Annotated in this window: 13 protein-coding genes; all 13 read right to left on the reverse strand. The window is 55.3% G+C overall.

What is annotated here, in order from left to right:
* Positions 1 to 133: 133 nt before the first annotated feature.
* The 13 genes from K8Q93_00230 to K8Q93_00290 all read right to left on the reverse strand — a co-directional run bounded on the left by K8Q93_00230 (position 134) and on the right by K8Q93_00290 (position 15,834).
* Positions 134 to 367, reverse strand: coding sequence for a hypothetical protein (locus K8Q93_00230; protein MCE9643669.1), 234 nt, complete (start codon positions 365 to 367; stop codon positions 134 to 136).
* Positions 368 to 435: 68 nt separating this feature from the next.
* Positions 436 to 900 carry an NUDIX domain-containing protein gene (locus tag K8Q93_00235; protein MCE9643670.1) on the reverse strand — a complete coding sequence of 155 codons (465 nt, stop codon included), beginning with the start codon at positions 898 to 900 and terminating at the stop codon, positions 436 to 438.
* 3 nt (positions 901 to 903) lie between these two features.
* The gene (locus K8Q93_00240) at positions 904 to 1,317 is read right to left on the reverse strand and encodes an NUDIX domain-containing protein (GenBank protein MCE9643671.1); all 414 of its coding nucleotides are present in this window, start codon (positions 1,315 to 1,317) and stop codon (positions 904 to 906) included.
* Between the two features lie 2 nt (positions 1,318 to 1,319).
* On the reverse strand, positions 1,320 to 3,842 hold the full coding sequence (gene secA / locus K8Q93_00245) for a preprotein translocase subunit SecA (GenBank protein MCE9643672.1): 2,523 nt from the start codon (positions 3,840 to 3,842) through the stop codon (positions 1,320 to 1,322).
* 404 nt (positions 3,843 to 4,246) lie between these two features.
* On the reverse strand, positions 4,247 to 5,263 hold the full coding sequence (gene murB / locus K8Q93_00250) for a UDP-N-acetylmuramate dehydrogenase (protein MCE9643673.1): 1,017 nt from the start codon (positions 5,261 to 5,263) through the stop codon (positions 4,247 to 4,249).
* Positions 5,264 to 5,483: 220 nt separating this feature from the next.
* Positions 5,484 to 7,643, reverse strand: coding sequence for an O-antigen ligase family protein (locus tag K8Q93_00255; protein ID MCE9643674.1), 2,160 nt, complete (start codon positions 7,641 to 7,643; stop codon positions 5,484 to 5,486).
* A 70-nt stretch (positions 7,644 to 7,713) separates the two neighbouring features.
* Positions 7,714 to 8,829, reverse strand: coding sequence for a glycosyltransferase family 9 protein (locus K8Q93_00260; GenBank protein MCE9643675.1), 1,116 nt, complete (start codon positions 8,827 to 8,829; stop codon positions 7,714 to 7,716).
* Positions 8,826 to 10,652: an asparagine synthase (glutamine-hydrolyzing) gene (asnB, locus tag K8Q93_00265; protein ID MCE9643676.1), complete on the reverse strand. Its 1,827-nt coding sequence runs from the start codon at positions 10,650 to 10,652 to the stop codon at positions 8,826 to 8,828. The genes K8Q93_00260 and asnB overlap by 4 nt, the downstream gene beginning before the upstream one ends.
* 2 nt (positions 10,653 to 10,654) lie before the next feature.
* A complete protein-coding gene (locus tag K8Q93_00270; GenBank protein MCE9643677.1) occupies positions 10,655 to 11,314 on the reverse strand; it encodes a methyltransferase domain-containing protein in 660 nt (219 codons plus the stop codon).
* Positions 11,311 to 12,360, reverse strand: a complete 1,050-nt coding sequence (locus K8Q93_00275) for a glycosyltransferase family 4 protein (GenBank protein MCE9643678.1) — start codon at positions 12,358 to 12,360, stop codon at positions 11,311 to 11,313. Before K8Q93_00275 ends, K8Q93_00270 begins: the two co-directional genes overlap by 4 nt.
* Before the next feature lie 16 nt (positions 12,361 to 12,376).
* Positions 12,377 to 13,501, reverse strand: a complete 1,125-nt coding sequence (locus tag K8Q93_00280; GenBank protein ID MCE9643679.1) for a glycosyltransferase — start codon at positions 13,499 to 13,501, stop codon at positions 12,377 to 12,379.
* Entirely contained in the window at positions 13,498 to 14,610 is a 1,113-nt protein-coding gene (locus K8Q93_00285; protein ID MCE9643680.1) for a glycosyltransferase family 4 protein, read from the reverse strand. Before K8Q93_00285 ends, K8Q93_00280 begins: the two co-directional genes overlap by 4 nt.
* A gap of 21 nt (positions 14,611 to 14,631) precedes the next feature.
* Positions 14,632 to 15,834, reverse strand: a complete 1,203-nt coding sequence (locus tag K8Q93_00290) for a glycosyltransferase family 4 protein (GenBank protein MCE9643681.1) — start codon at positions 15,832 to 15,834, stop codon at positions 14,632 to 14,634.
* Positions 15,835 to 15,857 lie beyond the last annotated feature (23 nt).

Raw genomic sequence — 15,857 nt, forward strand, 5'->3', positions numbered from 1 at the left:
ACACCCAGATTGGTGTGCAGATACTAGGATAGGAATACAAAAAAATAACGCTAAAAAGATTGCTAAATGTATTAAATTTTTACCCATACTTTAACTAGAATGGTACGCCTTTCAAGCCTTACCGCAAGCACCTCTAAAGGGAGCCAGGAACGACGCTTACTTCTTCAAATTTACCTTCTAGATCAGCTATTCTTTGATCAAGACTATTAAAATCATCTTTTAAGGTTTTTAATTCCGTCTTCTGAGCCTCCAAAACTGCTGGGATTCGATAGATACAGAGACCTACGAACAATGCGAGTACCGCCCACACCGGCCAACGGATTACTCGCCACACTTTTCCTAGCCATCCCCGCAGGGACATATTCATATCCGAATCCTACCAGGCCCAGTTATCTAAAGACCAGCTACTTCTTCACACCACCTGTCTTATTCAGATTAGGAAGCCCTTTTCAGCGCCTCTCTAGCCAAAAACTTCATCTCGGGAATGAGAGCGTACTGCGGATCTTCCAACTCTTCTTCTGTAAACCAGCGAATCTGATCATGCTCCTCTTCTGCCAGTACCATCTTGTCCGACTTAGCGCGAGCAAAGTAGGCCAGAGAGATATGCCGATGGGTGTCATTGAAATGATGGATATCCATGTATGCAGGAGTAGGCAGGAGCTTCCTGCGAGAATCCGTAGGATATCCTTCCATCCTTTTGTCTCCGATGAGCTCAATCTCAAGGCCGCATTCCTCTTTTACCTCCCGATACAATGTCTCTTCCGGGTCCTCGTCGAGTTCAACGTGCCCGCCGACAGGAAGCCAGAGCTGAGCCTTCTTATGAAAAATCATAAGCACGCGGTTTTCAAAGACGATCCATATCGTCACCACAAAATCAATCTTCTCGTGTATATGAGCCATGCGTTATATCTCCCCGCTTATCTTTAAGAAAAACTCTTTGTCCTTAGGATGAGTCAGTAAATCTGCCACCTTGTCCCTAGCCACCCATCTAGCTTCAGGATTATGCGGATCGATAGGCTTCAGCTCCAGCTGGCTCGTCCTAAACAAGAACATTATTAGCGTCTTCAACTCCGTCTGATCGTCTTCCTTGCCGTCCTTACCAATCTTGAAGCGCTGATAGCTCCCGAGGTCACGTACAAATTCAAGCTCAGTAACACCAGACTCTTCGTGAATCTCCCTCTTGGCTGTAGTGAGCGCATCTTCCCCGTCATCAATATGTCCCTTGGGGAGCGACCAGGAGACTCCTTTCTGATTCACCACTAGAACTTCTCCCTGAGGGTTCAGCACTACTCCACCTGCGCTCTGGGTTTCTCTCATTATTATTTCTTCCCTGCCATCAAGCGCTGATGCTCTTCGGTATTCAAATCTCCGCACTTCTTCCACTTCTTGCCCGATCCGCACGGACAAGGATCGTTGCGGCCAATCCTGTCTCCCTCAGGCGTGATGGCAGAAGACGGCAGAGCAGCGCCGGAGCCGTCTTCTGCACCAATGCGCACGGCTTGCTCGTGTACTTCGCGGAGACGCGTATTCTCAGCCTCACGGAAAGCGCCAGAGGTCACGTGTACCAGGAGCTTGCGAGCCTCATCGTCGATGGACATCTCCAGAGTCTTGAAAAGGCGTAGACCCTCCTTTTTGTACTCAACCAAGGGGTCACGCTGGCCGTAGGCGCGCAAATTGACACTGTCCCTGAGGTATTCCATCTGCTCCAAGTGATCCACCCAGAACATATCGATGGTCTGGAGGAGAAGCCGGCGTGCGCCTTCGCAGAAAGCATCCACTCCGATCTCCTCCTTCCTCTTCTCTATAGCCGCCTCGAACTCGGCGTCTCCCGCAGAGAGCATGGCCACCTCTTCGGATATCTCCTCTACAGATCCGGTCAAGAGACGATGACGGCGGGAGTAGATGGAGGTGCGCTGGTGATTGAGCACATCATCGAATTCGAGCACGTGCTTACGAGAGTCGAAGTGGAAACCTTCGATCTTAGTCTGCGCTGCTTCGAGCGAGCGGGTGATGAGACCGTTCTCGATAGGTTCGTCCTCCGGGATGCCGAAGCGGCCCATCATCTTCTTGATGGTATCGGAAGCAAACACGCGCATGAGGTCGTCCTCAAGAGAAACGAAGAACTGTGTCTCGCCAGGATCACCCTGACGGCCGGAACGGCCGCGCAACTGGTTGTCGATACGGCGCGCCTCGTGACGCTCCGTACCGAGAACAAAAAGACCTCCGAGCGTTTTGACCTCCTCGTACTCCTCGGCTGTCGCCGGGTTCCCTCCCAGTTTGATGTCCACGCCGCGGCCTGCCATGTTGGTAGCGATGGTCACTGCGCTCTTGCGTCCCGCCTGAGCGATGATCTCACCCTCCTTTTCGTGGTTCTTGGCGTTGAGGATGGTATGCGGCACGCCTTCCTGTCGGAGATATGCGGAGAGGAGCTCGTTCTTCTCGATGGAGACGGTGCCGATGAGGACCGGCTGCCCTTTGGCGGAGAGTTCCTTGATATGGCGAGCCACTGCACGGAACTTACCCTGTTCCGTCTGGAAGATGAGGTCGTTGTGATCCTTGCGGATAGCCGGACGATTAGTGGGAATAGCTACCACATCGAGGCCGTAGACCTTGTAGAACTCCTCAGTAGAGGTCATGGCCGTACCCGTCATGCCCGAGAGCTTCTTGTAGAGCCTGAAATAGTTCTGGTAGGTGATGGAAGCAAAGGTACGAGACTCTTTCTGCACAGAGACACCCTCTTTAGCTTCGACTGCCTGATGGAGCCCCTCAGACCATCGGCGGCCTGGCTGTAGGCGCCCAGTGAACTCATCCACAATGACTACTTCCCCATCCTTGACCACATACTCCTTGTCCTTAGTAAAGAGCGCCTTGGCCCGCACCGCGGTCTCTAGATGGTGTACAAATTTCACCCCTCCTTCCGTATAGATATTCTCCACACCAAGGAGCTTCTCGGCTTTGGTGATGCCGGAATCCGTGAGCACGATCTGGCGACGCTTCTCATCCACTGTAAAATCCTCCTCTTTAGTGAGGCGCGAAGCGATGCCTGCAAAGGTGTGATAGAGCTGCTCGGAGTCCGAGGTGGGTGCGGAGATGATGAGCGGAGTACGTGCCTCGTCGATGAGGATGGAGTCGATCTCGTCCACCACCGCATAGTGGTGCCCCCTCTGGCGAAGCTTGCTCTGCTCATATTCCAAATTGTCGCGGAGATAGTCGAAACCAAACTCGCTATTGGTGCCATAAGTGATATCAGCCTGGTAGGCCTCGCGGCGAGTCACCGGACGTAGGAATTCGCTCACGATACGAAACGAGCCTTCTGCATCACGCTCCTTGTCGAGATCGCGATGATTGGGATCATAGAGAAAAGAAGAGTCGTGCGCGATCACGCCGACAGAGAGCCCCAGGAAGGAATAGATCTGTCCCATCCACACTGCGTCACGACGAGAGAGATAGTCGTTCACCGTGACCACGTGCACGCCTTTGCCCGCCAAAGCATTGAGATATACCGGAAGCGTCGCCACAAGCGTCTTACCCTCGCCAGTGCGCATCTCCGCGATGCCGCGGCGATGAAGGACTTGTCCTCCCATGAGCTGCGCATCGAAGTGACGCTGGCCCAGGGTACGCTTGCCCGCCTCCCGCACGAGTGCAAAAGCCTCCGGCAGGAGAATATCAAGATCCTCTCCCCCCTCGGCACGGACCCGGAGCGCGGCCGTCTTGTCCCGCAGGGCTCCGTCAGGCAGGGATGCTATCTCCGCCTCTAGAGCGTTGATTGTAGCCACGGCAGGGGCCAAACCGCTTACTTTGCGGGCATTTCCGTCAGTGAGACTCTGGAGCCAGGAAAACATCTACCTATGCTAGCACATTAGGCCTCACTCCCGCAGAAAAAGCGTACCTTCAGCAGAAAAGCAAAAACCCCCGTAAGGGGGCTCTTGCTTGAAGTGAGAAACCGAAGAGAATTTATCTCTTCTTCTTTGCGGCCTTCTTGGCCTTTTTCTTCTTTGCCATATGTTTGGTAAGAACTTTTTTAATAACTTTTCGTCCGCTGCCGACCTCTCGATTCATCCCGATGATTACAAAAATTGTAGGTACTGAGGATGAGGAGATTTTTAGAGCGAACGCTCTGTGCGTATTATCATACGCGACGCATCACACCGCAATATTTTTTCACGCGAATGTGTGGATAACTTCGTATAAAAAATAAAATAGAAAATATTTGTGCGTAAAAAAATATTTTACGCACACGTAATTTTTATTTCTCTATGAAGCGAACTTCAGGTTCAAGCTCGATACCGCACTCTTCACGCACGCGTCGTATCACCTCTTCCGCAAGAACTCGCACCTCTTCCGCGCGTGCACCAGGCTCTGCAACTACAACAAATGCTTGTTTTTCAAAGAGACGCACGCGGCCTAAAGCATATCCGCGTAACCCCAGCACCTTATCCATTATCCAAGCAGCCGGCACTTTGACACCCGCAGTCTCCGGCATATCAAAAAGAGGCATCGAGGGATACCGAGCTTGGAGAGCCAGCGCTTCTGCCTTAGGCAATATGGGATTCTTGAAGAAAGAACCCGCCGTTCCCTCTTTGGAGAGATCCGGGAACTTCTCACGACGGATTTGAAGTACCGCTTCGCGAATATCAATAAGAGAAGGAGAACTCTCCCCAAAACGCACCGTCAGATCCTTATACGAAAGATTCGGTTGCGACTCCCGAGAGAGAGCGAACGAAGCCGAAAGGACGATGTGCGCTCCGCCATCATGCTTGAAGAAACTGTCCCGGTAATCGAAAGAGCAGTCCTGTACTGAAAAAGTGCGAACCTGGCCACTCTTCGTATCGAGTACCTCAGCGCTCTCCAGTACTTCAGAGATAGCCGCTCCGTAGGCGCCGATATTCTGAACAACCGCGCCTCCTACCGAACCAGGGACACCCGAGAGGTTCTCCAAGCCCCACAATCCCCACTCGACCGTCCGTGCGACGAGCTCATCCCAGGAAACGCCTGCACCAGCACGCACGAGAGGAACACCATCTCTCTCCTCCAGGCGTATGCCGCCCATATCCATCTTAATGACCAATCCGCGCCAACCTTCATCAGCGATGAGCACGTTGGAGCCGCCCCCGAGGATGAACATAGGGAGATTCTTCGACGCGGCAAAACGGCAGGCCTCCTCGAGCTCCGAGAGAGTAGCGGCTTCTACGAAAAAATCAGCCTTCCCGCCGATGCGGAAGGTGGTATAGGGGGCAAGCAGTACGTCAGAGAGAAGGCGCATAGGTTACGGCGAGATATGGCTCCCGGGTGCTAGCTCCAAAGAATATCTAATGTGAGTGCAGCCGGGAGCCATATCTCGGCACAACTAGAGACATGATAGCAAAAAACGCTCGGGCGCGTAAAAGCCCGCTTTCGCGGGCCTTTGCGCAGACATTCTTTTGGAGCTAACACTTGTTAGCACTCACTCATCCATCATAGCTCAAAAGAGCCTTCCGTCAATCCTATTTACACTCCCTACCCGCCTGAATCTCGGTGATGTAGTAGGTCGCCTGATCTTTGTAGCTCGGTGCGATCTCGATAAGCTTCTTGAGAGCCGCTACCGCATTCGTCCCCTGGGAAGCCTGGCAGTAGGCAGCGGCGAGCGTGAGGTAGCCTTGCGCATCGGGATTCGCTTGGATGCGGAGCTTCACCAATTCGAGCATCTTCCCGTACTGCTGCGTGTCTCCATACGCTTTCACCAGGCGGTCATCTCCTACGAACGGGGTACCGAAGCCCTCGGTAAGGACCTTGGTCGCGGTCGCATTGTCCCCCGCATAGATAAGACCCATGGCGTAGATGATGCGGGCGTCTCTAAAGCCAGGCTCGAGCTCATACGCCTCCTTGAAGGCAGCGACCGCTTTCGGGAAGTCCTTAGCGTTGAGATAGTTCGAACCGATTTCAAAGAGGATGGTCTGCTTGCGCGGAGAGAGTTCATGGGCACGCTCCAGGTAGGGAACGGCTTCTTCGTGGGATCCATAGTTGTTAAGCATAGCCCCGAGGAAGAGTGGGTGGCGGGCATCGTTCGGTACTTCACCGATCATCTTCACATATTCGGTACGGGCGAGGTCGAAGAACTCCTGCTTCACCGGAAGCGCGATATTGGCGTTCCTAAGCGCGCTAGTGCCCTGAGAGAGCTGTTCGCGGATCTCCTGGTCGCCGAAGCTTCCGTAGGCGAGCGCCTTCTTGAAGTAGCTGATATTAGTGGCCGGATCCGCCTGAGGAGAGATAGCCTTAATCAGTAGATTGCTCGCGAGTATCGGCCGCACATTGAAGAAGTAGAGTGAAGCAAACGCTGCGAGTACGATCGCAGAGACTGCCACCTGGTAGCGATACCCTGTCTCCGGAGAAGCCGAGCGAGTATCAGAAGCCGGCAGGCTGCGCTCATGGAGATATGCGAGAAAGGCGACGAAGTAGAGATAGCTGATCAGGTTGTCGAACACAAAGAGGTTGTGCACGAAATATGCGAGAAGCATACCTGCAAGCACCGCACGTTCGGTGAACGGGAGATTGATCCTGCGGAAGAGCGCATAGAGCGCAGCGGCGAAGAGGGCGAGATAGCCGAGGAGACCGAGAGCGCCTCCGGCGATGAGCCAGTCGAAGAACACATTGTGCGTACGATCAAACCACTGCTCCTGGTCGTACATCTTGGGATCGTAGTACTTGTTGAAGACGTAATTGAAATTCTCCTGACCCCAGCCGAAGACCGGATTCTCCTTGAAGCCTTGGAAGGCCATGTTCCAGACCAGGAAGCGGGCCTTAACCGTACCCTCCGTGAGAGAGATGGAAGCGAAGCGCTGGAGGACACTGCTCTTCTGGACAAGAGCTGTTTCCTTAAGGGCTAAGAAAGCACCTACCAAGACGAGGATGCTGACGATGGAACCGATAGCAACACGACGCAGCATGCGGTTGTCGCGTTCAAAGAGCGCGATGAGGAGCGCCGCGAAACCTACACCAGCGATAAGGCCAAGCATGGAGCCGCGGGTGCCAGTGTTGTAGAGCACGAAGATATTGAGGAGAGCGACGGCGCCATAGGCGTAGCGCACCCAGGCACCACCCTTGTGACGCAGGAAGAGGAAGGCTGCAAGGAAGATATGAAAGAGTGTGTAGACCGCGAGGTAGGTGGCATTACCGAAGGTACCATCGAGACGATCCGCGCTCTGACTGATCCCCACTGCACCAAAATACTGGAGGAATGCGTAGCCGCACATGAGCGCGTTCGCGACAAGCGACGTCTGGAACCATCTCTCCCAAAGAGCCTCACGATTAAGCACCGCTCCAAGCACCAGGAAGTAGGCGCCGAGATGGAGGAGAGTGATGTAGCCCTCCATGCGCTCGAAGTTACTCCAAAAACTCTTGGCGGGATTCTCCGCGAAGATAGTGGAGATACCCATAGTGAGGACGAGAGCGCCGAAAGAAGCCGCGATAGCGGAGAAGCGCGGACGGTACGTGACATCGCGAAGCGCGAGCACCGCCCAGAGCGCGAGCATGATCTCTATAAGAGCGCGGAAAGCGAAATTCTTACCAGTGATGTACGGGAAGAAGAGCGAGGGAGTGACGATGAAGGAGATGAACGGTACGGCAAAGAGTCCGGTAAGGAGAGCGTAACGAAGGTAGCGATTCATACGAAAAAGTGAAGAAGATTAAGGCGACGCGTACGGAAGCCACTATACCAAGGCGGGATTGCTAAGACAATTAAAGCAAAGCCTCGGCTTCTCGGATAACTTCTTTGGGGGTAACAGCTTCCGCCTGTCGGCGAGCCTCCTCCAAATTAAATACAGCAGCGTTCATGATATGAAGCATCGGCCGCTCCCGCTGCGGCACCACCACCCGATGCTTCACACCCTGCGGCGGCTGCTCATTCTCATCCATGGGACCCACGATATCTACCGTAGGGATGCCGAACGCCTCTGCGATATAGATCGGACCAGTGTCGACACTGATGAAGAGCGAGAGTTCCCCGATGACCGCCTTCAGCTCTTCGAGCGAAAGCTTGTTTGAAAGATCAATAAGAGGAAGAGATGAGGGAAGAGCGGAGCGCATCGCCCGGACTTCCTCTGCGTCCCCCGCTCCTCCGATGAGGACGATGCGTCTGCCCGGGCGTTCTCCGAGCGCCTGAGCGACCTCCGCGAAACGCGCGCCTCCCCAGACCTTGGCCTTGTTCCCTACTCCGGGAGCGATTCCTATAAGCTTCTCGCCGCTCACCCCGGGAACCTCGAGCATGTACTTGGCATGAGTAGTCGCTTCTTCAGATACATATAGTTCTTTGCGCGTATCCTCAGAAAATATACCGAGCGGTTCAAGCAGACGCAGATATTCTCGCGGAGCGTAGGAGCCCATATGGTGCGGCGCCGTATCCACGGAACGCGCGAGGAAGCGATATGAGAGGGTCTCATACGGCGACCAGCCGTTCTCGATACGCGGCACGATGACCTGAGATACACGTGCGAAAAGAAGAGCTTGGAGCGACTCGTTGTCGGGGCCGGGCAGAATAGCTGCGTCCGGCTGTATCTTTGAAATAGACTCTATGAGAGCAGAGAGACCCGGCGGACGGACCAGATATTCATTGATGTGAGGATTCCCAGCGAGAAGTTCTTTATTCAGCGCATTCCCCATCACATACAGTGCGCATCTCGGATAACGCTCCTTGATCGCACGGAAGAGCGGCGTCGTGCAGACCATATCTCCCATCTTGGCTCCCTGGATCACCAGGATGCGCTGCGGATCCCCCGCTTTCTTTCTTCGGAAGAGGTAGACGAAGCTCGCCGCAAGAGCGAGCAGCCCATTCTGAACGCGGGTCAGGAAGATCATAGCGATATCTTGTACAGCTTCGCCCAGACCTGGAAAGTAAGCACAGCCCAGAGCTGATTAAGATGATACGCTTTCGCCTCAGTGTGTTCTTCGAGCATGCGTGATATCTCCGTCCAATTGAAAAGAGCAGCCGTGGGAGGATAGTAGCTCTCAGAGAGAACTTCGCGCGCAAAAGATTTAAACGGCTCTCGGCGCAGCCACTTAGCACCCGGCGAGAACCAGCCGCGCTTCGGCTCATTAAAGAGATACGCAGGGAGACGACCGCGAAACGCTTCCTTAAGAACAACCTTGGTATTCCGCAGACTGACCTTCTCAGAGAGCGGCATGCGCGCGGAAAGCTCGATCATGTCCACATCAAGAAGCGGAGGCCTGCTCTCTACACCTGCAGACATGGACATGGAATCCGCCATAGCAAACGCCTCGTCTACGAGCCAGGTCTTACGATCAGCTTCCATGAAGGCGTCTTCGAAGTTTCGTGTGTCATGCACTAGGTGCGGAGCGAATACCTCTTTAAGATTCGGGAGCTCAATGCCAGGAGCGAGGAGTCGACGCACGGCTTCCTCCTTCTCAGCCATGAAGAGCGCGATGCGCGCAGGACCAGGAGGCGTATTCAATTTCGAGAGCGTGGGATGGAAAGACAGGAGAGAGCGGAGTACTCCTGGTACGTATTTCTGGTATCTGCTCGCCGCGAGCGAGAGACGATAGCGCTCATAGCCGCCGAAGAGTTCGTCTCCCCCGTCGCCGCCTAAAACAACAGTGGCTTTGTCTTTGGTGAACGCAGCCAGCTTGAACATCGGAAGGATAGTGGCGTTCGCTACCGGCTGATCGAGGTGCCAAACGGCCCGCTCGAAGAGCTCTGCCGCGTCCGTAGTAGTCATCACCACTTCGTGGTGATTGGTGCCGTAGTGCGCCGCGGTGCGGCGCGCGAGATCAAAATCCGCATTGAAGCGCTCGGACTGCTCGCCCTCTCCGAGTTCGAAGCCGACAGAGAAGGTGTCTACGTTGGAGCGGATGCGCGAGACCGCATCGAGCACCACACTCGAATCGATACCACCGGAGAGATAGATACCTATAGGACGATCCGAGACGAGCTGCATGGCGACAGAGGCATCTACCTGAGCAGCGACTCGCCTCCTCCACTCGGCCGAAGTGAGTGAATCAGTTTTTACGCCGTTATGGACATCCCAATAGGTCTCGATGGAGAGCTTGCCATCCTTGTAGAGTGCGCGGGAACCAGCTGGCAGCTTGAAAATACCCTCGAACATTGTCTCTGGCCCCGGCGCGTAGAGGAGTCGCAGGTAGCGTCCGAAAGCTTCCATATTGAGACGCCGCGGCAGATCGTACTCCAGGATACCCTTGATCTCGGAAGAGAAGATGAGCCCACGTTCCGTCTCCGCATAGTAGAGGGGCTTGATACCAGCATGATCCCGCGCAAGAAAAAGCTCCTTGTTCTCCCTGTCCCAGATAGCGAGCGCGAACATTCCATTGAAACGCTCCACCGCCTTCTTGCCCCAGCGGATATAGGCTGCGAGGATGACCTCCGTGTCTCCTTCCGAACGGAAAGGATAATCCGAGAGCTCCGCTTTCAATTCTTTAAAATTATAAATCTGCCCGTTGAATACCAGCGTGTAGCGCCCGCTCGCATCCGTCATCGGCTGAGCAGAGCGCGGGGAGAGATCGATGATGGCAAGACGATTGTGTCCAAAGGAAATCCCCTCCTCAATGAACGTGTCGGTCGCATCCGGTCCCCGGTGCGCAGTGACCGCGTTCATGCGTTCTGCGAGCGCCTCATCCCTCCAAGTGAATCCGTTGATGGCGCACATGACTATTTAATACAAGAAAAAGCGTACGCTAGCACGAAGCGATCCCGGAACGGGAACCGCTTCCCGAAGAAGCGCAGAAGGAAGGCATCCTTCGCATAGGCAGCAGCGAACCAAAGCGGCTTCAGGATGCGCGGCAGAAACATCTCCACCTGCGTGTACCCAGCAACGAAAGGTCCACGAGAGGCAGGAAGGATCTCTACCTCCCGGAATCCCGCTGCAGAGAACATGCGTTCGAGCTTCTCCGCAGTGAAGCGCTGGAAATCATGCGGGTCAGGATGCACGTTCACCAAGAAAGGAACGCTACCAATGAGGCGGCCACCCGGAGCAAGGACCCGATGCATCTCTGCGACCACCTTCTCATACTTCTCTATATGCTCGAGCAGATTGAAACAAAGAACCGTATCAAAAGATCCGTCAGGGACGGGCATGGGAGAGGCTTCGAGATCGACCACGTAATCAGGCCGTGCTTCCTCACGGATATTGAGCGTCTTCATCGCAAGCGACGGATCAAGCCTAAGATACCGATAATGACTCTCTTCCCGCGTCCCACCCACATCGAGCGCGCGGCCTGAGACCGTGAAGCGAGGAAGGAGGATATTGGTGAGTGCGCGGGAAGCTGACTTCCCCCGGAGCACTTCGCGGAAGACGAGAGAGAAACTCATGAGAGCAATTGTACTATGCGCGGGATGAGCCGCACGACGCTGTGATCGCGCTCGATGGAGCCGCGCAGGTGATTGCCGCTGCTCTGGCCGTTGTCCCCGAGCGCCAGGAGCTCGATCTTACCGGCCAGCTCACGGTGCCCTCCTTGCGGGAAGAAGTAGGTCTCGTCGAGCACGCCCTTGAAGCTCTCGTTTGAAGTAAGGACCGGAGTGTTGCAGGCCATAGCTTCGAGCACGGTCTTGTCGAGCGAGCCGGTCTGACTCGTATTCACGAACACATCCGCCGCTTGGTAGTACTTCACGATATCCTGGTACCCCACGCCGCCCACGAAACGCACCAAGCTCCCGAGGTCGTGTCTCTTGATGTAAGTCTTTATCTCATCGAAGTATTCCCTGTCCACGTCCGTCACCGGAAGCCCTACCACCATGAGGGTCACCGGAAGCGTCGCTCGCCCGCGGAGTTCCTGGATAGCTCGAACAAGGGTCATGATGTCTTTCACCGGAGCGATACGACTCACCGAGAGTACGCGGAACTGGCGCTCGGGCGGCGTCTCTACGCTCTTCTTCTCCGCGGGCTTGAAGTATTCGGTATCGATACCATGTCCCAGGACGTGCACCTTAGAAGAAGCGATACGGAAGCTCTCTGCTGAACCAGTGAACACCAGGTCGGTGAGTGCGAGCGCCCCGCGCAGACGCCAGTTGACCGCCTTGTGCATGTACCAGAGAGCAACGCGTTTGCGGAGCGCCTTCCAAAAGAGGCCGCCGAGAATCACGTACTCCGGATTCATGTGCACGAAGACCGCGTCGTACTTGTTGCGCTCCGCAAGGATGTATTTATAAAACCGGAAGAGCCGCACGATGCGCCAGGTCTTCTTCTCCTTGCCAAGGGAGAGCACCTTCACGTTCTTAGGGAGAGATACCTTGCCCCGCTCCAGGCAGATGACCGTGACAAAATCCACGGAACGCGCGAATTCCTCGAGCCAACGATGAAAGAAACCGAGGATGGGATCCTCCCGATCGACCTTCTGGGTAAGTATCAGTAATCGCATACGTGTAGATATACGCCTAAACGCCGCGCGCGCAAGCCTCTCTCCAGAGACCGACGATCGTCTCTGCATAGCTCTCTGGCGTGAGCGGCGAGTGGCGCCTTACCGCCTCCATGGCCAGCTCCGCCTTCTCTCGCATGTACTGCGGATTCTCAAGCGCAGTCTGCCAGGCACGGGCCAGCGCGCGAATGTCTCCCGGAGGAACTACGGAAGCGTTCTCCTCGGTAATCACTTCGCCCACGATGCCAACGTCGGTGGTAAGGATGGGGCAGCCCGCCTGCGCCGCTTCGATGAGGGTGAGTCCGTATCCTTCGAAAAGAGAGTTGAGCACGTACAGATCGGCCTCTTTGTAATACGCAGCGGGAGATTGCCAGCCCTCGAAGAGGACGCGCTTCTCGATCCCGAGCGTGCGCGCATGACGCTCCAGAGCCTCACGCTCTCCCCCCTCCCCCACCAAGACAAGCGCAGCCTTCTCTTCCGTACGGGAGACTTCCGCGAACGCCTCGAGAAGCCTCCGGAGATCCTTCTCCGGCTCAAGGCGGGAGACAACGAGAGAGAAAGAAGAGAAATCAGAATGCCGCTCCTTGAGATGCACCTCCTCCGTCGGAACAGAAGAGGGGTTCATTATAGGAAGCACGGTCACTTTTTTCTCCGCGAGGCCATAGCGGGAGAGGATGCTTCTCTTGATGCGCAAAGAGACGACGCGTATGGAGCGAGCCTTCGGGAGGATGAGGCTAGCAAGCGCCACGCGTACGCGGTTTAGATATGAGTGTCGGGCAAAATACGGGCTCAAGAAATCCGTGTGCACCTGCACCTCAAGAGGGATTTTCAAGAGCATGGAGAGGATGAAGCCAGCGAAACCTGTTTCAAAAGGATCTTGTGCCGTGACGAGAGAGAACCCTTCCTTACGGAGAGAATATCCGGCACGGGCGAGCGCGAGAGGACGGAGAAAACGGGAGCGTGCGGAAACCGCACCCAAAACCACTCGCGGAGAAAGAGCCACCTCCTTCTCCTCAGAGAGCCCGCCCGCAGAGACGAGCACTCTGATCCCTTCCGTAAGTTCGCCATACGCAATAAGGCGCGACGCGACCGCGCTCCTAATATCGAATACCCGCGGATCAGTGGAGAGCATCAGTATTTTCATAGGGTCTTGAGTTCGCTCACTAACCTCTCCACCAACTCGCTTTCGTCGAATGCTGAGAGCCTCTCCTTGGCATTCCGCGCGAGCTTCCCTGCAAGGTCATGGTCCTTCAGCACCTCTTTAGCTCCCTCAAGGAGCGCAGTGCGATCGTCATACGGCACCAGGAGCCCGCTCTCGCGATGAGTGATGAGCTCAGGATTCCCGCCCACGTTCGTGGTCAGGATGGGCGTCTCCATAGCCATGACCTCTACGAGCTGATGAGAAAAGCCTTCATAAGAAGTATTGAGCATGAAGAGGTCCGCCGCGCGTACATAATTGAAGACGACCGGCTGTGGCAAGCGGCCGAGGAGGGAAACCTTGTCTCCGAGATGCGCCGAGCGGATCTTCTTGTCGAGCGCTCTCCGCTCAGGACCATCCCCGATGATGAGGAGGCGTACGTCCGGGAAGAAGCGCTCGAGCGCAGGTACAAGCTCGGTAAGCGTAGCGAAGCCCTTCCAAGGGACGAGCCTGCCTACGGAGACGATGATGGTACCCTCAAGGCCTAAGCGCTCCCGCAGTGCGGCCTTCTCTTCGATTCCGCTCGGCAGGGCATATGAATTGTAGATGACCGCGATACGGGAAGAGGGGACGCCCCACGTTTCCACGATCCGTTTGAGATATTCACTCGGCACAATCACCCGATGCGCAGCGCGCACCACTCGGAACTGCAGCTTCCGAAGGAAGATGAGATACGGATTCCACTTCCAGGAAAAGACCGGAAAAGCATCAAGTGTCTCCGTCACCTTAAACCTCTGCACACCCTGCTCCCAGACATGGTCTCCCGGCACGCGCACGAAGAATCTCTTGCGCAAGAAGAGATTAGCGACATAGGCAGGCCAGCCCACGCTCATGGTGTCTTGTGCGTAGATGACGTCAGCAGAGAATCCCGCCGCAAGGAGGTGGATGAAATAGATGATATGCCGGATGACCGGAGGGAAATGCCGCACTCTCCCGAAGGAAGCTACAGAGACGGCGATCCCCCTCTTAGGGAGCTCCCGGAGGAGCATGGCGCTGTAGGTAGCGGGACCTCCGATATCAGGAGGAAAGAGTCCGGTGGCGATGAGCACCCGCATAGTTTTTTGATTATGACACGCCTAAGAAAGCCTGTCGAAGACTTCCTCTTTCATCCTCGCCGCGATGAGATCCCAGTCATACTTCTCGGCGGCAGCGCGAGCGTTCTTGCGGATACGCTCGGTCATCTCCCTATCCCCTTCGTAGAGGTGCACCGCGCGGACAATGCTCGGGACATCCTTACGCTCCACCGCTCTCCCTGTAGGTTCTGCCCCGGCATCTTTCTCGGGATCAAACAGGAAATCGGAGATACCGCCCACCTGAGTAGCGATGATAGGAACACCTGCAGCCATCGCTTCGAGGAAAGAGATACCCAAGCCCTCTGAGAGAGAAGGACGGATGAAGATACTGCCCAGCTTCAAGAATGGAGCGACATCCTTGTGAGCGAGAGCACCGGCGAATCTGACACGCTCCTCTACACCGAGCGAGCGAGCCAGTTCTTCGAGCTCTGCACGGAGAGGACCGTCGCCAGCGATGACAAAAATTACCTCAGGAAGCTCCGGCATCGCACGGATCACATATTCAACGCCGTTCTTAGGAACAAGACGCGAAGTGGTCACCAGGATAGTGCCCTGCTCCGGAAGCTTCAGATACTCGCGAAGAGCCGCGGTCTCTTTCGCGTCCACTTCACTAAGTACCCTGAGATCAACTCCGTTCGGTACGACCACCGGTTCTCCTTTGAAGCCAAGAGACTTGGAGAGACCTGCGAGATAGCGTGAGATCGCCTGTACCGCGCGAGCGCGCTTGAAGGCGGAGCGGATGAGCCAGACAAAGGGACGGATACGCGCGCGCTTGAACATATGCTCTACACTGTCTCCGTCCTGGAGAGTAATGAGGAGCGGTACGCGGAAAAGCATCGAGGCCAAAGATGCTCCGATGGCGTTGTATGACATGACCGCCCAGAGAAAAGCCGGACGTTCTTTCATGATGAGCCGGCACGCCTTGAAGAAAGAGAGCGGCGGATAGAACACCTTAGTGAGATACCAGGGCAAACGAAGGAGGTCCGAAGGAGCCGGGTTTCGCTTGGCGAAGCCGACCCGGTGAATGCGGATATTTCCCTTCTCTTCGACGCGCGGGGAATTCCCGTCGAGAAGAGCGGTGATGAGGTCGAATTGATAATCAGGGAGTTTTGAAGTGATCTCCCTGATAGCCACCTCCGCTCCTCCCCAGAACGGATCGTAGGAAAGGGAGAAGGCGATGACTCGGCGCGACTTAGTATCGGACATAGGGAAAGTAAACCCCGAGAGGA

The sequence above is a fragment of the Candidatus Parcubacteria bacterium genome (genome assembly GCA_021414235.1).
Taxonomy (GTDB): domain Bacteria; phylum Patescibacteriota; class Minisyncoccia; order Phycocordibacterales; family JAKFXT01; genus JAIOOV01.